The following is a 22,638-nucleotide window of genomic DNA, read 5'->3' as shown; positions in this document are numbered from 1 at the left end:
TTCATCAACTACTCATTAAAAAAAGACGGCATAAATTGATCATAAAGGATTCTATTTTTGATACTACATTCTTTATTATGTTTCTGTTCTTCTACCGTTAACGGTTTTAAATCCTCCATCGAGTGCAAATCATTCTCAAACGAAAAAAGGATATAACCCTTCTCTTTGTAATACTGCAAAAGATTATTATTTTCTCGTAGAAAAACTTTTACACCATTGCGAAGTAAAGTAGATATATTGCCAGAAGCTTCTTGCCTCCTTGCCCCAAATACAGCAACCTCCACGGAAGTAATCAATGCAAAATATTCATCCCGCGGCATATATTCAAATATCGGTTGAAATTGACTGGCAAATAACTTCTTTCCTATTTTTAAAACGTGATTTCTTACTCGAGGGCTGCCATAAGAAAGTGGTACTATTTTTTTATAACTATTTTTTGCATCCAAACTAGCTATTTTGTTCATTATAGTACAATGATTTCCTGTATTAGAAGCTTGATGATTAATCATTATCGTTCTCGAGCTTCTGGCAGGCAATTTTTCTCCATGCCCCGGTTCCTCTTGTCCGGTATAAGCCGCATATGCAAAAAATTTATATTTTATATCAGTATGAAAATAAGATTGTAATAATTCATAATCTTTATAATTCCAAAAACAAAAGTAATCTACCATAGGTAAAAACTTTTTCAATAGATCTGCGAATACCTTTTTCCCATACCATATCCGTTTTACGAAATAACTATATCGATTCGAAGAATAATAGGTTTGTAACAAAAATGGATTTACACCCCCATCCACGAGTTTATATTTCCCTAATTGCCCTAACGCAAAATAAAGTTCATATCCCCAAAAAATCCAATAAACTTTAAATTCACCATGTTTCTTTAAATATTGAAGACAATCCACGAAACTTGGTTTTATGCCATGTATAATAATTTTATCAATATGATGTTCAATACACAATTGATGAACTTTAGGAAAATCCTCTTCCTCCAAGGGAATACCCAGTAAACGTTCATCGTCTTGTAACATTTGAAAATCCTTTTTTTCCTTATTTACGATAAACAGATTTTGTCCCGGGTAATACTTCTCGAATACTTTCAGGCTATTATTTATAAAATTACCATCAAAACACAAATGTAATATACCCATATATTTAGTTCTTCCTTATAAAATTATCGTATAAACAATTTATCACTCTCTTGTGAAGATCTTGATAACCATCCGCGGATTCCGAAATACAGCCATTCGTAATAACGACAAAACCATATTTTTTCTCCGGTTGGAAGATCATCGCACTAAATAACCCATAAGCTCCACCGGTTTGCCCGCACAATATTTCTCCGGAAATAAGTCCTTTATATTCCCTAAATGAAAGAGCATACCCGGATTCCGGTGTAACCACCTGTCGTATAAGCTTCTCACTTTTTTTGGTAATAATCCGACTATTATTATCCCTGCCTCTTTGGATATGCATAATCATATACTTCGCCAAATCTTCAGCCGATATTTTCATACCACCGGTCGGGGATAAAAGAGGAGTATAGGAAGCCAACCTGTAATTATTCAAATAATCTTTATATGATTTATACGCTTCAGGCATCAAATTGAAACGTTTTGTGCTTGCATTATATTTATACAATGGGACAAGTAAATTACTATCTAATTGCTCCACGTTAAAACTACAATTAAGATTTAACGGCCCTGTTACATACTTTTCTATATAGACATCAAATCGTTCTCCGGATATTTTCTCAATAATGGCTCCTAACAAGTTATAATTGTAATTACAATACTGATATCCCTCTCCCGGGGCATAATCATTATAGCACGATTGATAATTTTTCCCTTTTCGGGGGCTTATGTGATCAAAAGAATGGTATCCCTGACTATCGTTTATACTCGAACGATGGGATAATAACATTTTTACAGTTATCGGGATTTCCGGGTACTTCGGATTGGACACCTTGAAATTCAAATAACGATTTATATCATCATTCAACGCTAACTGACCTTTTTCGATCAACTGAAAAATAGCCGTAGCCACAAACGTTTTTGAGATTGAGGCAATTCTAAAGATATACCCGTTTCGTAACGGTTCTTTACCATTTCCATTGGACGTATCAATTGACTTATAACCCAAAGATTCATTATACACGATTTGCCCTTTATCCACCACAACAACAGACAAACCGATAGCGTGTAATTCTTCCATGATTTTTTTTAGCTCGGTTTGCACCTTGGTATCCTTGTCCGTGGTAATAGAATGATTACCCCAAAAACCAAGCCAAAATATCAATAAAAAACTTCCGATGAAATGCATTACTTGTTTCTCAACCGTTTTCTTACAATTTCTATCTGCCGTGCAAAAGCTCTCAAACTATATTGTCCTTCCTCCAACAAACGGTAGTAATCTTCGCGTAATAAAGAAAACATGAATTGGTCATGATAAGTTCCGTTTTTATACACGGCCTGCCTTTTTATACCTTCTAATTGAAACCCACAGGCTTCGATCATGATTCTGGATGTTTTATGTTCCGCGAGGCAGGCTGCAGTAAAACGATTCATGTTCAAGTGATCAAATACCAATTCTCGAATAAGTCTCCCTACCTCATGTCTTATTTCTCCGTCCCGGTATTGCTTATCTCCAATAACAACCCCACCCCCGTGAGCACATCGACTCACGTAATCAATATCATTAACGGATGTATAACCAACCATCCGACGACTTTCATCATTCAGACAAACAGACAGATAAATCTCTTTGGTGTTATTCATCATCTTTTGTCTAACCCACTCTCTCTCCATTTCTAAAGAAACATACCGAAAATTACCGGAAAGAAGTTTCTGCATTTCCGGATCATTTCTCCATTGATTTATTAAAATATAATCTTCGGGCTCGAATCCCCTTAAAAATATTTTATTCTCTTCCATCATTAATTATTTATTACATTCAAAATACGCTCCATGTCACAACTGCCGTACCGCTGGTCAATGGGCAAAGGCAATATATCATCAGCCAAACGACACTCCAACGCATCGGAAGCACACCATTGAAACACATTCGGCCAATAGGTGGCTACATATATTTTATCAACTATCAACTTCTTTCTTATATCAGCACCTTCCCTCATGCGATAAGGATATACCATGGGACAGGAAAAGGGTATGTTCAAATCCAATAGATTGGAAGTACCTAAATGTTTATGCAAATACGCGAAGTTCTTCAGTCTGCGCTCTCTAACCTGAATAAAATCAATGTTTGAAAGTAATGCACGAGTCAACAAAGACATTTCCCTCACAGGTTGCATCACAAGTTGGCCACTGTTTGCTCTAAAATCAATATACCCGTCTGACGCCGGTTCATCATAGCGTCTTAAAAGATGTCCGCATCGACAATAAGATTTATCCAACTCGTAAACTTGCCTCTCCAATGGCAAATCTTCATAAGCAATACCCCCATCAGGTATTCCGACAAACTTCCGGGGACTATACAGGGTTGATACACCTTTGATAACCTCCGCATACAAAGCCTGAGCATTATCCACGACCAGTTGACTCCCGTATTGTTCTGAAAGATAATGGACATACCTATCTTTCACGCCGAAATAATTTGTATAAAGAATATATTCCCCCTGTTGCAATTCTATTAACTTCTGAAGTTCCAGTTGCTCGTCAATCGAATAAAAAGAATAAGGCAGATTCAATTTCACAAGAGGCTCCAAGACGGTATCGCACGTGTAATATGGTATCCACAAACGACTGATATTCCCTTTTGCCCGAAGTATATACTCCAAAGCATTTCTTCCGGAATTCAACAATACCCCGTTATCATGCATAAAACTGCCTTTATTCGACAATTCCAGCTGAAAATATCCCCCGATTTCTTTATGCATTTCCTTGCTCTATCATTACTTCAACATAAGTCGACGGTGTTTCAAAAAAAGCATCCATATCCTCCCGGGTATCAAACTCCAACAACAATATTCCGATTGTTTGGTTGGAACCTAAAAAAACATCTATTTTATCTCCCTCGTTCAGGAATATATAGGAATTATTCACTCTTCCTTTAAAATGTCCGGATAAGCAATATCCTTTATATATCCCGGGGATATGACTATGCAGCGCGTAATAAGCAAAAACATGCTCATTAGAACCGGGCGTTACAGGAATCGTGTTTCCCAAAGAAGCCTCGACAGCCAAGGCGACCATATTCACGCCGGTATAATTTTGTATTACTTCCGGGATGCAATTTCCCCCGTTGCGAGGACCAAGCTCCATAAGATAAACATGATCGTTTTTATCGACCATCACTTCAAGATTAAAGGATAAATTTTTTAAACCGGAAAGCTGAATCGCCCGCTCGATGTCATCCGTAATATTCTTTTTCAAAACGGAAGATAGTAAAGAAGGAAATTTCATCCCGCAGGGGACATAGCCATTAATACTGTCATCTACCACCTGATCTCCATAACATACAAAATCCAACCGGGAAGTACCAAAAAAACCATCTCCCCCGATCTGGGGTCCGACTTTTTCAATATATTCTTCTATCAACACAATTTTAAGCCTAGAATACGACAGAGCATAGTGAAAAGCCCCCGCAAGCTCATTCTTATCCGAAACTTTAGAAATTCCTTTACTACCGGACGAATCAACCGGTTTTATCATGACCGGGAACCTCCATTCATCTGTATTCACTTCTCGAACATCAAGATAAGGTTTTGCTTTCGGGACACGGAAACCGTTTTTTCTTAAAAACTCCCTCCACAAATGCTTTTCCCCTAAAAGTACAATCTTATCATACGGATTTCCCGGCAGGCCTAATTTTTCACTGACATAGGCTGCCGTGGGAGCTGCCGGGTCTGAAGCGAAACAAAGAATCCCATCCACATGAAGAGAGCGAGCCAATTCCAAAACTTTCTCTTTATCAGTAGTACTTACATTATAATATTCGTCAGCCCATTTATGCCCCGGATTACCCGGTAAATAATCGCAGGTTATAACATGATAACCTTGTGATTTAGCGTATTTAATAGCCGGTACTTGAAAATATGTACCACCAAGAATCAACAACTTTTTCATTGACCGGATTGAATACAATTCAAGATCTTATCAATATCATTCTCCGTTAACCCGTAATACATTGGTAAACAGATGACACTATCCGCCATTTTCACCGCAACAGGAAGATGCACCGGGTTGGCGGATTCCAATCCCCGGTAAGTAGAAAACTCCGTGATCAACGGATAAAAATAGCGACGCCCCAAGATATTCCATTCTTTCATTCTGAAATAAAGTTCATCGCGAGTCATCCCGTATTCCTCGGCATCAATAAAAATCGGGAAATAAGAATAATTATGGCGGATTCCCGGCATATCTTCCATGACACGGATACCCTTTATATTCCGGAGTCCTTCCCGATATTTTACAGCCACCTGCTTCCGACCTTCGATCGCGGCATCCACTTGTTTTAGATTTAACAAACCGTAAGCACTCCTCACCTCGTCCATTTTTCCGTTAATACCGGGCGCCACGATAGTCACCTCATCCGCGAAACCGAAGTTTTTCAAATAATCAATCCTCTTTTTGGTCTTTTCGTCGTGATACACCAAAGCCCCGCCTTCTATCGTGTTATAAACTTTAGTCGCGTGAAAACTCAACGTGGACATATCTCCGGCATTCAAAATAGATTTTCCGTTTACCTCCACACCAAAAGCATGGGCGGCATCATAAATCACTTTCAACCCGTAAGTATCGGCTATTGCTTGAATACGTCCCGTGTCACAAGGTTTTCCGTACACGTGGACAGGCATAATTGCCGTGGTTTTAGGAGTTATTGCCGCCTCGATTTTATCCGGAGCAAGATTGCAGGTTTCGGGATCAATATCCACGAATACCGGTTTGATACCATTCCACCACAAAGAATGTGTCGTGGCGACAAAACTATAAGGAGTGGTAATGACCTCTCCCGTTATTCGTAAAGCCTGCAACGCACACATTAAAGGTAAGGTACCGTTAGTAAACAAACTAATGTAAGGCACTTTTAAATACTCGCATAATGCGGCTTCCAGTTCTTTATGAAAACTCCCGTTATTGGTAATCCACTTTTTATCCCAGATACGTTTCAGTAAATCGTTAAACTCATCAAGATCCGGGAGTAACGGGGAGGTTACTGTAATTTGTTTATCTTCCATTTTTAATTTTTTGTAATGCTGACAAGGCGATCGTTTTTATCTCGATATATTCCTCCCGACGAGTCATCTCGCACAACCCCAAGGCGATACCTGCCCCGATAAATAATTGAAGCGGAAGTAAGAGGAAAGGAGATAACGGAAGGTATGAAACCGCGTAAACAACAACGGCCATCACACCCCCGATGCAAAAAGAAGGATATATATCTTTGATCTGCATTTTCATGGTATAGTTCAAGAACTTACCGGAGTAATAAGCATTTAGATAATAAGCGACAAAACCCGTGATCACGCTCCCCCAAAGCATCCAATAGATACTGATAAAGATACCTAACAGAATAGGTCCGACAGCAATGATCTTCTTTAGAATTTCCAATTTCAGGAATAAGTCTGAACGCCCCTGTACTTGCAACATGTTCAAGTTGATAGCGTGTAAGGGATACAACATCATGTTAAAACATATAATAGGCAGTAAACCTGCCGCGATCAGCCATTTCTCCCCGATTAAAACCAATATCATCGGTTTGGCAATAGCGGCCAATCCCAACATACAAACAAAAGTAATCAACATCGTAACCTTGATCACCCTTTGGTACGCCAACTTCAATCGTTCCTTATCATCTTGAATAGAACTCAACACCGGATAACTCACGCGTTGCACGATGGTAGTCAGGTTACTGGAAAAGATGGCACCAAATTGTTTGGAACGGGTGTACTGTCCTAACATTTGCGCACTATAACATTTCCCGATAACCACTTGAAAAATTTCTTTCCAAGTCGTGTTGATCAGTTCTGATACCAATAATTTCCACCCGAACCCGAATAATTCACGAAAGCTTTGCCACGAGAATTGCAGTTTGGGAAGCCATTTATTATAAAACCAAAGAAAACCGGTGTTCAGTAATTGCCGGGATATCTGTTGCCCGACCAAACTCCATACCCCCATTCCCCCAAATGCCATACTGATTCCGATAATTCCACTCGAGATAGAGGCAATTAAAGAGACTTTAGTCTGCGTCTTGAAGTCAACACGCTTCATTAAGATCGTCTGTTGAATAATAGCAAAAGCATTAATAATCAACACTATTCCCATAACACGGGTTAAGAGAATCAATTCCGAGTTATCAAAAAAACGGCTGATAGCAGGTGAACAAGCAAAAAGAACAAAGAATAATAAAATACTCAACAGCAAGTTAGAAAAAAACACCGTGCTGTAGTCTACATCTTTAGCGTTGTTCTTTCGAATCAAAGCATTAGAAAAACCGCTGTCAACAATACTATTGAACACGGCTATGAATATGGTAATAATACCTATCAAACCGTATTCTTCCGGGGTAAGTAATCTTGCCAATACCAACCCGACCAGAAACATTATTCCTTGGTTGGCTATATTATCGGCAAAACTCCAAGCTGTACCCTTTATTGTCTTTTGCTTTAATGAAGACATGAACTATCTACCTTTCAGTTCTTCAACGACACGAAGCAGATACTGCCCATATTGATTTTTTATCATCGGTTGTGCCACATCCCGCATTTGTTCTCGAGTAATCCACCCTTTACGATAGGCAATTGCCTCCAGACAAGCAATTTTCAGTCCTTGGCGTTTTTCGATTACTTCAACAAAAGTAGATGCTTCAGCCAAAGATTCGTGAGTTCCCGTGTCCAGCCAAGCAAACCCTCGTCCCAACAATTGAACTTTCAGTGCGTTATCTTTCAGGAACTCCTGATTAACCGTGGTTATCTCCAATTCTCCACGAGCGGAAGGTTTGATTGTTTTAGCCACCTTCACAACTGAATTAGGATAAAAATACAATCCCACTACCGCGTAATTCGATTTCGGTTCCCGCGGTTTTTCTTCTATGGACAGCACGTTCCCCTCCTTATCAAATTCCGCCACGCCATAACGTTCCGGATCAGAAACCCAATAGCCGAAAACTGTCGCTTTACTTTCTCGTTCTGCTGTCTTCACGGCTTCGGACAAAAGTTTCGTGAAGAAACTACCATAAAATATATTATCTCCCAGTACCAGACAAACAGGATCTTCACCGATAAACTTTTCACCGATAATAAAAGCCTGTGCTAACCCATCCGGACTAGGCTGTTCCGCATACTCGAAACGTACCCCGTAATCATCCCCGTTCCCAAGCAAGCGTTGAAAAGCAGGCAGATCCTGCGGGGTGGAAATAATCAAAATTTCACGTATTCCCGCTAACATCAATACTGATATCGGATAATAGATCATGGGTTTGTCATACACCGGCAACAATTGCTTACTTACCCCTTTGGTAATAGGATATAATCGAGTTCCGGACCCTCCGGCCAATACAATTCCTTTCATTGAAAATAATACTTATGAATTCAAATTCATTTCCTCGTATTCACGAGCAGACAATATATCAAACTGCAATGCCAATGTACAAAGGTCATCGGGCTCTTGCTCTACAATCATCTTATCCAAAAACAACGTATTTTCGTCGGTATTCCTATTACTTCCGACAATATTGTAATAGAAGTCCACGGCACGATTTTTTCTCCATCCTTTTTCCACGTTTATAGTGAATTTCTCCTCCTCCCATTCATGGATGATGTGCCACGCAAATTCCAAATACTTCTCTTCATTCATGAAATAATAACAGCTGCACAACATCCGACACATTTCAGGGGTACGGCAAGTTTCAACTGTTTTGTCCCCGTTCTCCAATGCTCGGAGAATCTCGCAAGCCTCATCCAACGCCTTATTTAGAATATCCATATCCGAATACGTCAAATAAGAATCCATCAAATCCGCCACATGCCCTACCCGTTCTTCCACGGAGATTGAAGTACTTCCCAATTGAAGCGACAAAACATTCGCGATCTCCCGTATACGTTCATGTATTTTCCACCGGGAAACATAACTATCTTCCAGCCAAGGAAAAACACGTACCATCGAATAAGCCGCCAAAAAACCATGCAGCAAACACGATAATGAAGACACGGGAAAATCTTTCACACGCGTATTCCATACCTTACGGTATAAATCCTTAAATGCTCTCGTATCCATTTATTATTATTATCCTATTTTCTCTAAGAATGACCCCGGAATATACGAGGTCGCTATTGAAACCACACCTTCCAACCGTACAATGACTCTTTTATGACCTTTGATTCGCAACAGTTCGCCTTCCAATCCCGCTAAAGGTCCTTTGATCACCCGAACCCGATCACCCCGTTTTAATTCTTCATTAATTACTTCCACCGTACTTTCCGAAAAATCAAGTAAAAACATAAAATCATTCATCTGTCTGTCCGGGACAATTAGAGAATGCCGGGTTACAGGGTCTTTAAGATAAACAACATTCACTCCCAGCTCATTAATTAATGAAAAAGCGGTTACTTGATCCGTTCGGATAAAAATTAAATGTGGTATTAATATCACTCGTACTCTTTTTTTACCGGCAGACGTCTCTCGAACCTCTTCCCGTATGGCCAGATAGTTCTCTATTTCCAGTCCATCCAACCGCTTCTTGATTGTTAATTCCTGGTTTGTCTTCGTGTAAGCCGCGAACCAAAATATTTTTCGCTCTCTATCTGACATTTTCAAAGTACCCTCTTGCATTAATAGATCATTCATTAAAACCGTCCGGATGCGCTTCGCGCACTGACCTTTTTCATCAGGAATCGACGTTTTTACCATGTGTTCCATATACCATCCTTAAACAGGTACAATATATGAAAACTGTCCTTTTGGGAAATTTCCACTATCCAACCAAGAGTTTTCAATGGCACTATTTACCCATGCATGTTATTTTGTAAATAAAAACAGAACCGCACGTTAATAATTTTCCACAATATCCGCTCTTTTTTGGACACCACAAAAGTATTGGCTGAAGCATGGAAAATGGTGACTTTTCGTAGACATTTACCTCTCTCTCGAAACCTAATACCACAACTGCAAATTGAAAAAATACGATTTATGACATTATTATTGAAACATGTGTTGTTTTTGTCGAATCGACAAGTATGCTCAATATTATTTTTCATACACACAAACTCGACATACCGACCTCCCTCTCTAATTTCTAATAAATCCTAAAAATGAACCATTCAACGCAAGGAATCTTGGGGTATTCTTGTCATATTCCTGTTTAAAAACAATAAACCGGATATACATGAAGAAAAAGGGCATTCAACTCATTTTCTCTTTCCTGACATTATGCGTGTGCTCCGAGATTCAAGGACAAGAGGACAGCAAAAAAGCAAAAAGCACATTCAATGGCTCGATCTCGTTGAATTATGATTTCACGAACAACTTCACAGGGAACATCAACTTGGGATACAATCGGAAGAATTGGGATTTATACATGGATTATTCCGGACATTCCGATCGGATTGAAATCAGTAGCGAACTATCACGTTATTTTCATGATAACAAAATATTCCAATCCATCGAAACCGAACAACATCATTTAAGCCATTTGATAAACCTTCAAATTAATCTGCATCCCTCTACCCGTAATTTATTTCTTTGGGACTTCAAGGTACACCTTCCTAAAATCACCACGAATCAGGAGATAGGTGATAATGAACATAACAGGATCGCTTTCGTCCGAAAAACATTTGAAACCTCCTTGGCTTACAAACACATATTCGAACAAGACAGGCAGGAACTGTCACTAAATGGTACTTTCTCGTACACGAAAGATTCCCATCCATCCAAATACCATGTAAATCATAATATTGTCCATGTATCCAACAGCAAAGAAATCCCTCGCTTCATTCACCTGCAAATGGACTACATAGAATCACTATCCGACAAAGGACATTTGGAAACCGGAATCAAATTTTTCTCCCGCTGGAATAAAATAAATTATATCCGCGAGGAATCACCGGAAGAAAATTCAAACCACTCTCCATCCCGTGAGGTTCTAAACCATGATGAATATATCTTTTCGCCTTACCTTTTCTATTCCGCTCAAGCGGGTAAACAGTTCCATTATAAAATAGGTCTGCAAGCCGATTACGATGATACAGGACATTTTTACCCGTATCCGTTACTGGCTGTCAGCTACTCGCTTGCAGACAATCAGCAATTAGCGTTCCGCTTTACCCGGCAGTCCACACGACCGGACTACACGCAATTAACTCCATCTCTGACATATATCGACCGCGTAACATTCGAACAAGGTAACCCGACATTACGACCGGAAATTATGAATCGGGCGGAAATCAATCACTCGTATTCGGGTAAACAAATACAAGTAAACAGCACCCTCTACTTCAACGCAACCGAAAAATTCATTTCCCCGGTGTACTCGTTCACCCCGGACAACAGCTTACTCCTGAGTTACATGAACGGTATCATACAAAACGAAATCGGATTGGATATAGAAATTCCTTTTGAACCTACCCCGTGGCTAACCGTGCATCCCGCGTTTTCCTTCACACACACGCACTCTTCCGGCAAATCCGGGGATATCGATCTCCACACCAATGCTTTCTGTTGGAACAGCGATTGGAGGATAACTATAATTCCCCGTAAATACATGGAATTCCAAGCTAATTTCCGGTATCGTTCCCCTACAAAAGTTCCACAATTCAAGCTGGAAGAAGACTACTATCTTGATTTATCCGTCCGCCAAGGTTTCTTAGGTGATCGGCTTCAAATAAGCTTTTCCGTCACGGACGTTTTCGACACTTCCGAATGGAATATTCATTCCCTCAAAGGTCAACACTATCTCCAAAACTACAGTAAAGAAGCCACCCACGCCTATTGGATCGGACTGACATTTCATTTCAATTCTTACAAACCGCAACAAATAGTGGACGACCCGCATCCCGTCAAACGCTCTTCCGTTCGTTTGGGACAGTAAAAAAAGCGACACTTGCTCATCCCGAACAGCGTCGCTTTCATATCACAATTTGCAACCAGCAATTTACAACCCCGATTATTTACGATAATCGTAGAAACCGATTCCGGTTTTGCGTCCTAACTGGTTGGCACGAACCATTTTGCGTAATAACGGATGTGGGCGATATTTAGAATCTTCAAACTCATGGAACAATACCTCCATGATTGCCAGACATACATCCAATCCGATCAAGTCGCCCAAAGCCAAAGGCCCCATCGGGTGATTGGCACCCAGTTTCATGGCCTCGTCAATCTCTTCCTTGGAAGCCACTCCATCGGCGTAAATACTGATTCCCTCGTTAATCATCGGAATCAAGATCCGGTTCACGACGAATCCCGGAGCCTCGTTCGCGCTTACCGGAGTTTTACCGATCTCGGTAGCGATAGCCATCACCTTGTCATGAGTTTCTTGAGAGGTCAATTGTCCCGTGATCACTTCTACCAACTTCATCATTGGCACCGGATTAAAGAAGTGCATCCCGATCACTTTATCCGGACGACTTGTAGCGGCACCGATCTCGGTAATAGAAAGAGAAGAAGTATTCGTCGCGAGAATAGCTTCCGGTTTACAGATAGCATCCAACGTCTTGAATATCTCGAGCTTAGTCGGCATATCTTCGGCAACTCCCTCGATTACCAAATCGACATCCTTACAATCCCCGTAATCCATCGTATCTTTGATACGAGCCTTTATCGCCTCTTTCTCCGCGGCTTCCATCTTGCCTTTTTCAACCAATTTGGAAAGACTCTTTTCGATCGTTTTATGAGCTTTCTCCAAAGATGCTTCCGAACGACCTTTCAACAGGACATCATGCCCTGCTTGGGCGAAAGTCTGGGCAATGCCATTACCCATCGTACCTGTTCCTACAACGCAAATTTTCATATTATCTAATTCTTTCGTTTATTAAAAAAATATCATTACTATCTTTTCTTAAAATCGGCATTCCTTTTGCCCAAAAATGCTTGCATCCCTTCTTTCTGATCTTCCGTCGAGAAACAAAGCCCGAACAAATCGGCCTCGATTGAGATCCCGGTATCTATATCCGTTTCAATACCCCGGTTTATCGCTTCCTTGGCATAACGAACGGCAAGCGGAGCCTTGGATGCTATCTTTTTCGCCATAGCCATACATTCATCCATCAAGACTTCGGGTGCCACAACTTTATTTACCAATCCGATACGATAAGCTTCTTCCGCGACAATAACGTCTGCCGTGTAGATCAACTCCTTTGCCTTACCGATCCCCACTATACGAGCCAGACGTTGAGTCCCCGAGAAGCCGGGAGTAATACCCAAACCGACCTCCGGTTGTCCGAATTTCGCTTTCACAGAGGCAACACGGATATCACAAGCCATTGCCAATTCACAACCGCCACCCAACGCGAAACCGTTCACGGCAGCAATAACAACCTTATCCAACAACTCAATTTTTCTAAAGACAGATGCTCCCAATTCACCGAATGCCTTTCCTTCGATAGCGTTCATCTCACACATTTGTGAAATATCCGCCCCGGCAACAAAGGAACGCCCTTCACCCGTCAGGATTACCACATCAATACTATTATCTTCTTTTATCTCGGCAAAGGCTGCATCCAACTCTTTCAATATAGTAGAGTTAAGCGCATTCAACGCTTCAGGATTATTGATCTTCACCGTGCAGATATTCTCTTGCTTTTCTATGATTAATTTCGTGTAAGCCATAGCTTTTCCGTATTATTATAATTCATTTTGATAACACCGTCCGTTTCCGTATCTTTGCACACAAAATTACAATATTAATTGAGAATAAACCAACCTTTTTGACATGAGTTTTTCAGAGTTTAGCATTCAGGAATTAGCAAGCGCGTTTATGGTACTTTTTGCAGTCATCGATATCACGGGCACAGTCCCCATTATCATTGACATTCAAAAAAACGGACACAAAATAAGTGCCATGAAAGCCGCATTGGCATCCTTTGCCATACTAATCGCGTTCCTGTATGTCGGCGACCGCCTGTTAAATTTGTTTAGCGTGGATATATCCTCTTTCGCCGTGGCAGGTTCACTCGTTATCTTTGTGCTTGCCGTGGAAATGATATTCGGTATACCGATCTTCAAAAATGACAGTCCTTCCGGTACTGCCTCCATTGTCCCTCTGGTCTTCCCGTTAATCGTGGGTGCCGGTACACTTACCACGTTGCTATCGTTACGTGCCGAGTATCATATTATTAACATTATTATAGCCTTAACGCTAAACATTATTGTTGTCTATTTCGTATTAAAGAATGTCACGCTGGTCGAGAAAGTATTCGGGAAAGGCGGAGTATACATACTACGCAAATTCTTGGGGATTATTCTTCTGGCAATTTCCGTGAAACTTTTCACCAGCAATCTCACATCACTAATCGATATTTTTAAATAACAAAGGGGCTGAATGCCCCTTTATGTTATACATGTAACCTGCAACAATCGCTATCTGCAATAGCGATTAATATACGCATTCACGCTGGTAACGCCTAAACTTTTTGCCTTCCGCCAATCAACACATGCCTCTTTCCGTTTACCCGTTTGGAAATAAGCAATGCCCCGGTTAGCGTAAATAGCCCCGTTGTCCTTGTTCAGTTTTAACGAATACGTGTAATCCGGAATAGCCTTGGCAAACTCGTTCTGTTTCAGATAGCAATTTCCCCGGTTCAAATAATAGGCGTATACCAATTCGTAATCCTCACCGTTCTTTTTCGAATAGTCAATTGCCAGAGAATACTCTTTCACCGCTTCCGTGTACTTTTTTTGATTTTGGTAAAGGTTCCCCAGATAATAACATAATTCATCGTCTTCCTCGAAAATTTTCTTTGCCTTAATCAAATAATCTTTCAATAAAGAAATCTGATTCGTGTGCGAACAGGCTACATTCAGTGATAAATAAACTTCCCTTAGCTTAGGATTCAAGCGATTTGCCGCTATTAACTTTTGCACGGCATCTTGATAATCCCCGTTTTCGATGTCTTTATTCGCTTCCTGCAACAACTCGATAGGCTTATTAATCGCACTTACATCAACTTGCCCCACCGCAAACTTTGCCACAGAAACCAACGCCACCAAGAGTAAAGTAATTCTTCTCATAGTTTTCCCGCTAAATTATAGATTAGTGTTTTGTGTGTATCAAAAGTCAAAAATAATAAAACGGAATTAAAAATGCAAGAGAAGAATTTAGTTTGTAAAGTTCATGAAATTTATAAAGTTCATAAAGTATGTCAAAAATAACATACCTTATGAACTTTAAATCCCAATGGGACAACTTTATAAACCTGTATTAGAACGATACCATCAAGCGCATCTGCAATTGATGAAAATTCTTATCCAAAGGATAATACACGTTCTTCAAGTTACTGTATTGATATTCACCCATCACCTTCACGTACTGGTTCAACGTATAGTTAATCCCCACCGTGGCAGTATGCAAACGTCCTCCCCCGATGCTGGTCGAAACAGGCGGATAGTCGGAAACCACCCCGTCCGGATAGAATACATGTTTACCGATCAGAAAGAAATCCCCCTTGTTAATATCATTCAATTCGGTGTAGCTGTAGCGGGCAACAACCTCCAAGTCGCCCTTACTGTTACATCCTCCCAGCAAACCGTATTCATCATCGTACTCGTATGCATTTCCGCGAATCAGATATCCCATCTCCGCATAAGCACCTTGAAATTTAGAACTTCTTATCGGGTTACCCGCTAACCAAGACTCTTGCGTTGTCCAACTCCAAACTCCTCCCAATTGGTTCTCGAAAAGCTCCCGGTCATTTCTATTCTTGTAAATACGCTTATAAATATACTCCCCTCTAAAAAAGAAATCGTCAGATTTAAACAAAACCTCCGGTCCGAAAGTAATTGTATTCTTTGCCCAAGGTACATCAGCACTCAGGAATTTGGTCGTGGCATCCACGTAGGTCTGCATATTCGACTCCAATTCCATATTCGTCCGGAAAACATTATCGATCACTTCACCCGTGTTCGTTCTGGCATAATGAAAAGAAGCCCCCACGTGTAACGTGATATCCTCGTCATTAATCGGTTTGTACAACCAACGCCCGCTAAGACTCACTCCTTGGAATCCGGAGATTTGATCATTATACTTGTTCTCGGCGAAAATACCTTGATCGGCAAAGAAACTGGCATCGTAATACTTGTAAGTAATACCTAAACCGCGTCCGGCAGATAACGCCATGGCAGGAGCCGCACGGGCAATAAAATGATAATTATACAAGCTGGCGTTCAGACTCATGCTTGACGGTTCATTAAAATATCCCGCTTTCAAACTATGAATCGCGAATGGAGATTCACAGAAATTATACCGCACGAAAATATTCTTTTGGGTAAACTTGCCTTTCGAGAAATCGAAATCGGCATAAAAATAGAATTGTTTATATGTCAACGACGTACGGATACGGGCATCGGTAATCGCCGCACCGGACTTCATCGGGGTGTACTCCGAATGGTAATAAGCGACATCGGCAAACAGGCGGGCTCCCGCGGTAAACCGTAATCCGTTTTCCTTATTTATATATTGTAGCAAGGGATTCGGCACATCCTCGACCTGAGCTTTTACCCCGTTAGATAACATCACGAGGGCGACCAACATCACGGGAAATAATATATATCTTTTCATACTGATCTGTATTTAAATGATGATTTAGTATCCTAACCTTTCTAACACAACTCTCGCATCCACCAAATCCTGTGATGCCGGACTCTTTCTCCATCCCTGCGTGATCATGTAATTGATACTCATGTCAGAGTGATTCGTGAACAATGCGTCCAGATAAGGAGCTTTATACTTCCCGTCAATCTCCACGCCGAAATTATACTGGCCGAAATACTTTGCCATTTGGTCATACGTGTCAAAAGAATAAGGATGATTCTTCATTCCCGCTTTATGTATCAGGTAATCCTGCCAAGGATTATTCAACTCCGGGTAATCATTCGGGGCTCCGGCAATACACGGTCCTATAAAATGTGCCTTGTACTTCACGCCCAAGTTGATAAATGAAGCGTATCCCAGCGGATCATCATAAGTCAGATCGGTTGCTCCCGTTCCTTTCCATAACAAGAAACACATCGGAACCTGCCCCTTGTAATGTTCGGCTATACGTACCAAACTCTCCAACGAGAAAGTCTGTAAAATCACCTTACCGTTCGTGTTCCCCGTGTTCACCTTACCGTTCACGTAGAAAGGCGTATTCTCCGCCTCCGGTTTAGTAATAATATTCATATCCAAACGATCCAACTCCTCGTAAACCAATTCCTCGAACCCGGTTGGATTCAACCACGGTTCCTTGAACTCGATATAGATACCCGGTCTGTGTCCCGTGTCCTCCGGATCCGCCTCGTACTCGAAAGTATACTTGATCAAATCGGCAGTACCACTCAAACTCTTGATCTTCTCCCCGGTTTTCTGGCCTATCGTGAAAACACGTTGTCCGTCGCCATCTCTCTTCAATATTTTCCCACGGGCGAAATTAACAAGGTCTTCCAAGGTTGAGACATACTGGTGTTGCTCCGAGAAACTCGGACGTGCCTGCTCGATACTTGTCTCGTTAAACCACGTTCCGGCATCCAGCATGGACAACTCCTCATAAGTGTAATAAGCCGGGAGATTCGGTACAAAATTCTTGGCATCCACCCGTGTAAGAGAATCGGCCTCGGCCTCCGTGTACCCGATCTTCTGATAATACGCTTTCCGTATATCAAACGGCAACGTCTCCCCGAATACGTTTTCGATATTCGTCGTGCGTTTCAGATTATCATCATGCAAAGCAAGCACAACCCCATCCTTTGACACCTGCATATCACATTCCAGATAATCGGCACCAATCTCTCTTGCCCAGCGATAAGCGGCTTCTGTTTCCTCCGGTGCCCAGAATGTAGATCCCCGGTGTGCAACAACAGCATACTCCGGCACGTAATCCCTAACCTTTATCATGTCCTCCGTGAGATGATCGAGCTCCACCCGATCCACGTCAACATTGATATTGTTGAATTTTTGGTCTTCACACGACATGACGAAAGCTAATAGCCCGCATGCCATTGCTGCATAAAAAAACTTTTTGATCATAGTTTTTGAATTTTAGAGCGGTTAATGTTTGTTTTCTCCTTTCACTAAATATTGTTCCTCTTTCACGGTAAATGCGGTGAATACAAATGCAAGGGCACAAGCAACCAACAGGATGATAAAACTCCAATCCCATCCAAGGTTTTCAACCACGTACCCCATCATAATATTCGCCAAAAGCGCCGTTCCAAAAAAATACCCGAAAAATCCGGTCAACCCGGCAGCTGTTCCGGCAGCTTTCTTGGGGGCCAGATCGAGAGCGTGTACTCCGATCAACATCACGGGACCATAAATCAAGAACCCGATAGCAATCAATGAAATACTATCCATTACAAGATTATGATCCGTTTTCCAGTATATAAACACGAATAAAGCTACTAATACCATATAAGTCATCGTGGTAAGCGCACGCCGTCCCTTGAACAGATAATCACTCACGATACCACAAATGATCGTTCCGGGAATAGCCGCAATCTCGTAAGCCGAATAAATCCAACCTACCGCACCGCTATCATACCCCTTCACATCCTTCAAGTAGGTCGGGGCCCAGTCTAAAACCCCGTAACGCACCAGATAAATAAAAGCATTGGCAATCGCGATATACCACAATATCTTATTATTCAACACGTACTTGAAAAATATCTCTTTCGCCGTCAACTCTTCCTCCGACTTGGCACTATAATTCTTCGGGTAATCATTACGATACTCCTCGATAGGCGGTAATCCTTCCGATTGCGGGGTATCCCGGATAAGCCAGAAAGAAATTACCACGATAACAAGAGCGACCACTGCCGGGAAAACAAACGTGGCGGTCTGCCATGAACCGAACCATACCAACCCTAGCGAGAACATGATACCGACCAAACTTCCTCCCACGTTATGCGCCACGTTCCAGATCGACATCTTCGTTCCCCGTTCGTTATGTGAAAACCAGTGCGTCATCACGCGCCCACTCGGGGGCCAGCCCATTCCTTGAAACCAACCGATCAAGAACTGCGTGACAAACATCATCACGATAGAAGATATTCCGGCACTCGTCCCCAAGAATAAGGTAACAAGAGCCGACAACAATAATCCTAACGGCAAAAATTTGCGGGCACTACTCCGGTCAGAAACCCCTCCCATCAAAAACTTCGATATGCCATAAGCAATAGCATTTGCCGAAAGCGCCACTCCCAAATCTCCTTTGTCAAATCCCAGCTCCTGCAAATAAGGCATTGCCAGCGTAAAATTCTTTCTAACAAGATAGTAACCCGCATAACCGATAAAAATCCCGAGGAAGACCTGCAACCGCAATCGTTTGTATGTCGGATCAATCTTCTCCTTGGGCAATAAAGGCTTGTGGGGTTCAGGTTTTAGAAAACTCCACATGTCATCAATTTTTATAAATTATTATTTATACATATACATCAGCTAAGCTCAAATAATGATCTTAGCCGCGATATAATTTTCTGCCAATTCCGTGAATTCCTTCACTTCTTCATCTATCCACGTCTGATCCTTCCCAAGTTCCTTGGCCATCACTTCCGCTACTTTCGGGGCTGCTTTAATAGCCTCTTTAGCATCAACGAACAACAAACGAACCCTTCGAGCAAGAACATCCTCGACCTCTCTGGCCATTTCTTTCCGAACGGCCCATACCACTTCGGCAACGGTATAGTCATATTTATCCGACAATTTTTCACCGTATTCCGGATGGTCCGCTATCAATTTCAAAATAGCGTCTTGATCACTTCCGTAAACGTACATATGATCTTTTAGGTTCGGATTCTTCCGATACCCGTGAATATGAAATTTCTTGGTGACACATTTCCTCGGCTCAACCAATTTAAGGGCTATCGCTTTATCCACAGTGTCCTCTGCCATTCTCCGGTAAGAAGTCCACTTACCTCCCGTGATAGTGACCAGATTATTGTCCGAAACGATAATCTTATGTCCCCGGGAAATCTCTTTCGTGCTTTTTCCCTCGTGCTTCGGCGCAGCCAAAGGACGTTGTCCCGCGAACACGGATTCAATATCGTCATAAGTAGGCGCCGGATCCATGTACAAGGATGCCGTCTTCAAAATAAAATCAATCTCCTCCTTCAACGGCTTCGGCTCAATCTCCGGAGTAGGACGCATGATATCCGTTGTCCCCACAACCACCTTGTCATGCCAAGGCACGGCAAACAGCACACGTCCGTCACTCGTTTTGGGTACCATTATCGCGTAATCACTTTTCAAAAATTTCATATCCAACACAAGATGTACCCCTTGGCTTGGAGTTACCATCTTGCTGTGTCCCGGGGAATCCATCGCCATCAAATCATCCACAAGCACCCCGCAAGCATTGACCACGCTTTTGGCTGCCAGTTGCATTTCTTTACCCGACTCGGTATCCACGAATTTCACCCCGGCAACCTTTCCGTTCTTGTCATGTACGATACCCGATACTCGCGCCTTATTCAACACTACTCCACCATTCTCCACGCAAGTCTGTGCCAGATTTATAGCCATCCGCGAATCATCAAATTGTCCGTCATGATACACGATTCCCCCCTTCAACCCTTTCTTCACGGACGTCGGTAAATACTCCATTACTTTCTTGGAAGAAATAAACCTGCTCCTTCCATACCCGAAACCGAACGAAAGTAAATCATAAAAAGTAAGTCCGCAGAAATAAAGGAAATTATCCCAATACGTATAGTTTGATATTACAAATGCTTGATCTTTTACCAGATGCGGGGCGTTAGCTTTCATTCGCCCTCTTTCCCTCAATGCCTCCAACACCAAAGCAACATCTCCTTTTTGCAGATAACGTACACCCCCGTGTACCAACTTCGTACTCCTACTTGAAGTACTCTTTGCAAAGTCCGCCATTTCAAGAAGGGCGACACTATATCCCCGTGTTGCGGCATCAACCGCAACACCTAAACCCGTGGCTCCTCCTCCCACTACAACCATATCCCATACCTTCTCGGATTCTTGAAGTTTATTCAACATATCCTCTCGGTTCATAACGCAATTATTTATTTGTTTTACAATTAATTTTAAGTTCAACAACCAATCAATCCTACCTATGAAAGCCCCTCCGTCCTCCTCGTGCCTACACACGGGTAAATCGGAATATTGAAACAACAATCCTTTTTCTGTTATTGGTCTACGTCAATTCAATAGATAAGAATTTGACTCCTTTGGTATCGAAATAATTTACGGAATTAGGCTATAAAAGTTTCTTTTTTTTTAGAAATTAGCAATATTCATTTAAAATAAATCACTATCTTAGTCATACCTTTTTGAGGGATGATCTAATATTTAGACATACACGTAAGTCATTGAGTATATTATTGATAATCGGAATAGGATGAAATCATTATCTTTAAGTGAAAGACATAGCTACATACTTGATCTGTTGCGGCAGCAAGGCTCTGTTGCTGTAATCGATCTTGCCAATCAACTAAAAGTATCTTCAGTAACCATCCGCAAGGATCTCACGTTGCTTGAAGAAAAGAAAATGTTATACCGTACTCACGGAAGTGCGATTTTAATCAATCCTTATATTAATGATCGCCACGTCAATGAAAAAGAAAAATTCTATACCGAAGAAAAACGTCTTATCGGAATGCAAGCGGCTAATCTGATCACCCCGGACGATTCCATTATCATCGCTTCCGGCACAACCATGCACGCTTTAGCTCGCCAAATCGTCCCACAAGGACATCTTACAGTCATCACGGCTGCAATCAATGTAACGCATATACTTGCATGTAATAAAAACATTGATATTATTCAACTGGGAGGTCTAGTGCGTAATAGTTCTGTATCTGCCGTAGGAAGTTATGCGGAAAAAATGCTGGAAAATTTCTCTTGTAGTAAACTATTTATGGGAGTTGATGGTATTGATTTGGAATATGGACTATCTACAACCAATATGATGGAAGCCAACTTGAATCGAATTATGATGAAAGCTGCCCAAAAAACTATCGTCCTTGCTGACTCATCCAAGTTCGGACGCAGGGGCTTTGGAAAAATTTGCGATTTGGATGCAGTTGAACACGTCATTACCGATAGCCACATCCAACCCAAGATTTTGGAAGAGTTAAGAGAACGAGGCTTGGAAGTCACTATCGCAAATTAATCAAATACTTCAAGTATTTATTACTTTTTGAAACACACTCTCAATTTGTAGAAATCTAAAATCATTCAATCTAAAATAAAAAAAGTCTTTCAATACTGAAAGACTTTTTCTCTTCGTAGCGAGAGGCGGGCTTGAACCGCCGACCTCATGATTATGAATCATGCGCTCTAACCAGCTGAGCTACCTCGCCATAAATCACTGAACTTGTCCAGTGATTTGGAAATCTGGCATCGACCTACTCTCCCACCTCTCGGCAGTACCATCGGCGCTAACGGGCTTAACTTCTCTGTTCGGGATGGGAAGAGGTGGATCACCGTCGCTATAGACACCGTTTAATAAAATTGAAA

Annotated in this window: 20 protein-coding genes, 1 tRNA gene and 1 rRNA gene; 3 read left to right on the top strand and 19 right to left on the bottom strand. The window is 41.4% G+C overall.

What is annotated here, in order from left to right; all coding sequences use genetic code 11:
- Positions 1 to 8: 8 nt before the first annotated feature.
- The 10 genes from CS948_RS00115 to CS948_RS00070 form a co-directional block, all read right to left on the bottom strand.
- A complete protein-coding gene (locus CS948_RS00115) occupies positions 9 to 1,151 on the bottom strand; it encodes a TDP-N-acetylfucosamine:lipid II N-acetylfucosaminyltransferase (RefSeq protein ID WP_099289775.1) in 1,143 nt (380 codons plus the stop codon).
- 4 nt (positions 1,152 to 1,155) lie between these two features.
- The gene (locus tag CS948_RS00110) at positions 1,156 to 2,214 is read right to left on the bottom strand and encodes a serine hydrolase domain-containing protein (RefSeq protein ID WP_176554840.1); all 1,059 of its coding nucleotides are present in this window, start codon (positions 2,212 to 2,214) and stop codon (positions 1,156 to 1,158) included.
- A 107-nt stretch (positions 2,215 to 2,321) separates the two neighbouring features.
- On the bottom strand, positions 2,322 to 2,933 hold the full coding sequence (locus tag CS948_RS00105) for a GNAT family N-acetyltransferase (protein ID WP_176554839.1): 612 nt from the start codon (positions 2,931 to 2,933) through the stop codon (positions 2,322 to 2,324).
- A 2-nt stretch (positions 2,934 to 2,935) separates the two neighbouring features.
- Entirely contained in the window at positions 2,936 to 3,895 is a 960-nt protein-coding gene (locus tag CS948_RS00100) for a hypothetical protein (protein ID WP_099289772.1), read from the bottom strand.
- Entirely contained in the window at positions 3,888 to 5,084 is a 1,197-nt protein-coding gene (locus CS948_RS00095) for an acetyl-CoA carboxylase biotin carboxylase subunit family protein (protein ID WP_099289771.1), read from the bottom strand. Before CS948_RS00095 ends, CS948_RS00100 begins: the two co-directional genes overlap by 8 nt.
- Positions 5,081 to 6,196: a DegT/DnrJ/EryC1/StrS aminotransferase family protein gene (locus CS948_RS00090; RefSeq protein ID WP_099289770.1), complete on the bottom strand. Its 1,116-nt coding sequence runs from the start codon at positions 6,194 to 6,196 to the stop codon at positions 5,081 to 5,083. The genes CS948_RS00095 and CS948_RS00090 overlap by 4 nt, the downstream gene beginning before the upstream one ends.
- Positions 6,186 to 7,640 carry a lipopolysaccharide biosynthesis protein gene (locus CS948_RS00085; protein ID WP_099289769.1) on the bottom strand — a complete coding sequence of 485 codons (1,455 nt, stop codon included), beginning with the start codon at positions 7,638 to 7,640 and terminating at the stop codon, positions 6,186 to 6,188. The genes CS948_RS00090 and CS948_RS00085 overlap by 11 nt, the downstream gene beginning before the upstream one ends.
- Positions 7,641 to 7,643: 3 nt before the next feature.
- Positions 7,644 to 8,531: a glucose-1-phosphate thymidylyltransferase RfbA gene (gene rfbA, locus CS948_RS00080; RefSeq protein WP_099289768.1), complete on the bottom strand. Its 888-nt coding sequence runs from the start codon at positions 8,529 to 8,531 to the stop codon at positions 7,644 to 7,646.
- Between the two features lie 12 nt (positions 8,532 to 8,543).
- Positions 8,544 to 9,236: a hypothetical protein gene (locus tag CS948_RS00075; RefSeq protein ID WP_099289767.1), complete on the bottom strand. Its 693-nt coding sequence runs from the start codon at positions 9,234 to 9,236 to the stop codon at positions 8,544 to 8,546.
- A gap of 9 nt (positions 9,237 to 9,245) precedes the next feature.
- Positions 9,246 to 9,878, bottom strand: coding sequence for a UpxY family transcription antiterminator (locus CS948_RS00070; RefSeq protein WP_366482881.1), 633 nt, complete (start codon positions 9,876 to 9,878; stop codon positions 9,246 to 9,248).
- A 466-nt stretch (positions 9,879 to 10,344) separates the two neighbouring features.
- Between CS948_RS00070 and CS948_RS00065 the strand changes: the two genes are divergently transcribed.
- On the top strand, positions 10,345 to 12,045 hold the full coding sequence (locus CS948_RS00065; protein ID WP_099289766.1) for an outer membrane beta-barrel family protein: 1,701 nt from the start codon (positions 10,345 to 10,347) through the stop codon (positions 12,043 to 12,045).
- Positions 12,046 to 12,120: 75 nt separating this feature from the next.
- Here the strand turns inward: CS948_RS00065 and CS948_RS00060 are convergent, their stop codons facing one another.
- Positions 12,121 to 12,966, bottom strand: coding sequence for a 3-hydroxybutyryl-CoA dehydrogenase (locus CS948_RS00060; RefSeq protein WP_099289765.1), 846 nt, complete (start codon positions 12,964 to 12,966; stop codon positions 12,121 to 12,123).
- Between the two features lie 38 nt (positions 12,967 to 13,004).
- A complete protein-coding gene (locus tag CS948_RS00055; RefSeq protein WP_099289764.1) occupies positions 13,005 to 13,784 on the bottom strand; it encodes a short-chain-enoyl-CoA hydratase in 780 nt (259 codons plus the stop codon).
- Between the two features lie 103 nt (positions 13,785 to 13,887).
- On the opposite strand from CS948_RS00055, the gene CS948_RS00050 reads away from it, so the two are divergent.
- Positions 13,888 to 14,484, top strand: coding sequence for a MarC family protein (locus CS948_RS00050; protein ID WP_099289763.1), 597 nt, complete (start codon positions 13,888 to 13,890; stop codon positions 14,482 to 14,484).
- Positions 14,485 to 14,534: 50 nt separating this feature from the next.
- Here the strand turns inward: CS948_RS00050 and CS948_RS00045 are convergent, their stop codons facing one another.
- From CS948_RS00045 to CS948_RS00025, 5 genes are all read right to left on the bottom strand, one after another.
- Complete coding sequence (locus tag CS948_RS00045; protein ID WP_099289762.1) at positions 14,535 to 15,185, bottom strand: tetratricopeptide repeat protein; 651 nt, start codon at positions 15,183 to 15,185, stop codon at positions 14,535 to 14,537.
- Positions 15,186 to 15,375: 190 nt separating this feature from the next.
- On the bottom strand, positions 15,376 to 16,731 hold the full coding sequence (locus CS948_RS00040) for a porin (protein WP_099289761.1): 1,356 nt from the start codon (positions 16,729 to 16,731) through the stop codon (positions 15,376 to 15,378).
- A 24-nt stretch (positions 16,732 to 16,755) separates the two neighbouring features.
- Complete coding sequence (locus CS948_RS00035) at positions 16,756 to 18,177, bottom strand: glycerophosphodiester phosphodiesterase family protein (RefSeq protein ID WP_099289760.1); 1,422 nt, start codon at positions 18,175 to 18,177, stop codon at positions 16,756 to 16,758.
- Between the two features lie 21 nt (positions 18,178 to 18,198).
- Positions 18,199 to 19,545 (bottom strand): glycerol-3-phosphate transporter, encoded by a 1,347-nt coding sequence (gene glpT / locus CS948_RS00030; RefSeq protein ID WP_099289759.1) that lies wholly within the window; start codon positions 19,543 to 19,545, stop codon positions 18,199 to 18,201.
- A 48-nt stretch (positions 19,546 to 19,593) separates the two neighbouring features.
- On the bottom strand, positions 19,594 to 21,171 hold the full coding sequence (locus CS948_RS00025; protein WP_099289797.1) for a glycerol-3-phosphate dehydrogenase/oxidase: 1,578 nt from the start codon (positions 21,169 to 21,171) through the stop codon (positions 19,594 to 19,596).
- Between the two features lie 346 nt (positions 21,172 to 21,517).
- Here CS948_RS00025 and CS948_RS00020 point away from each other — a divergent pair, with 346 nt between their 5' ends.
- On the top strand, positions 21,518 to 22,291 hold the full coding sequence (locus CS948_RS00020) for a DeoR/GlpR family DNA-binding transcription regulator (RefSeq protein ID WP_099289758.1): 774 nt from the start codon (positions 21,518 to 21,520) through the stop codon (positions 22,289 to 22,291).
- Between the two features lie 116 nt (positions 22,292 to 22,407).
- Here the strand turns inward: CS948_RS00020 and CS948_RS00015 are convergent.
- A tRNA-Met gene (locus CS948_RS00015) sits at positions 22,408 to 22,481 on the bottom strand.
- Between the two features lie 32 nt (positions 22,482 to 22,513).
- Positions 22,514 to 22,624 (bottom strand): 5S ribosomal RNA (gene rrf / locus CS948_RS00010).
- Positions 22,625 to 22,638: the final 14 nt, after the last annotated feature.

The sequence above is a fragment of the Butyricimonas sp. Marseille-P3923 genome (genome assembly GCF_900184685.1).
Lineage (GTDB): Bacteria > Bacteroidota > Bacteroidia > Bacteroidales > Marinifilaceae > Butyricimonas > Butyricimonas muris.
Note: the sequence above shows the minus strand (reverse complement) of the source record. Positions and strands in the feature narration are given on the sequence as shown.

What these genes read in the sequence shown, in the direction of transcription:
- CS948_RS00100 (WP_099289772.1), bottom strand. Translation starts at nt 3,895, where the DNA reads ATGCATAAAGAAATCGGGGGATATTTTCAGCTGGAATTGTCGAATAAA.
- CS948_RS00045 (WP_099289762.1), bottom strand. Translation starts at nt 15,185, where the DNA reads ATGAGAAGAATTACTTTACTCTTGGTGGCGTTGGTTTCTGTGGCAAAG.
- CS948_RS00115 (WP_099289775.1), bottom strand. Translation starts at nt 1,151, where the DNA reads ATGGGTATATTACATTTGTGTTTTGATGGTAATTTTATAAATAATAGC.
- CS948_RS00040 (WP_099289761.1), bottom strand. Translation starts at nt 16,731, where the DNA reads ATGAAAAGATATATATTATTTCCCGTGATGTTGGTCGCCCTCGTGATG.
- rfbA (WP_099289768.1), bottom strand. Translation starts at nt 8,531, where the DNA reads ATGAAAGGAATTGTATTGGCCGGAGGGTCCGGAACTCGATTATATCCT.
- CS948_RS00035 (WP_099289760.1), bottom strand. Translation starts at nt 18,177, where the DNA reads ATGATCAAAAAGTTTTTTTATGCAGCAATGGCATGCGGGCTATTAGCT.
- CS948_RS00065 (WP_099289766.1), top strand. Translation starts at nt 10,345, where the DNA reads ATGAAGAAAAAGGGCATTCAACTCATTTTCTCTTTCCTGACATTATGC.
- CS948_RS00025 (WP_099289797.1), bottom strand. Translation starts at nt 21,171, where the DNA reads ATGAACCGAGAGGATATGTTGAATAAACTTCAAGAATCCGAGAAGGTA.
- glpT (WP_099289759.1), bottom strand. Translation starts at nt 19,545, where the DNA reads ATGTGGAGTTTTCTAAAACCTGAACCCCACAAGCCTTTATTGCCCAAG.
- CS948_RS00090 (WP_099289770.1), bottom strand. Translation starts at nt 6,196, where the DNA reads ATGGAAGATAAACAAATTACAGTAACCTCCCCGTTACTCCCGGATCTT.
- CS948_RS00020 (WP_099289758.1), top strand. Translation starts at nt 21,518, where the DNA reads ATGAAATCATTATCTTTAAGTGAAAGACATAGCTACATACTTGATCTG.
- CS948_RS00050 (WP_099289763.1), top strand. Translation starts at nt 13,888, where the DNA reads ATGAGTTTTTCAGAGTTTAGCATTCAGGAATTAGCAAGCGCGTTTATG.
- CS948_RS00060 (WP_099289765.1), bottom strand. Translation starts at nt 12,966, where the DNA reads ATGAAAATTTGCGTTGTAGGAACAGGTACGATGGGTAATGGCATTGCC.
- CS948_RS00070 (WP_366482881.1), bottom strand. Translation starts at nt 9,878, where the DNA reads ATGGAACACATGGTAAAAACGTCGATTCCTGATGAAAAAGGTCAGTGC.
- CS948_RS00105 (WP_176554839.1), bottom strand. Translation starts at nt 2,933, where the DNA reads ATGGAAGAGAATAAAATATTTTTAAGGGGATTCGAGCCCGAAGATTAT.
- CS948_RS00055 (WP_099289764.1), bottom strand. Translation starts at nt 13,784, where the DNA reads ATGGCTTACACGAAATTAATCATAGAAAAGCAAGAGAATATCTGCACG.
- CS948_RS00110 (WP_176554840.1), bottom strand. Translation starts at nt 2,214, where the DNA reads ATGGAAGAATTACACGCTATCGGTTTGTCTGTTGTTGTGGTGGATAAA.
- CS948_RS00095 (WP_099289771.1), bottom strand. Translation starts at nt 5,084, where the DNA reads ATGAAAAAGTTGTTGATTCTTGGTGGTACATATTTTCAAGTACCGGCT.
- CS948_RS00075 (WP_099289767.1), bottom strand. Translation starts at nt 9,236, where the DNA reads ATGGATACGAGAGCATTTAAGGATTTATACCGTAAGGTATGGAATACG.
- CS948_RS00085 (WP_099289769.1), bottom strand. Translation starts at nt 7,640, where the DNA reads ATGTCTTCATTAAAGCAAAAGACAATAAAGGGTACAGCTTGGAGTTTT.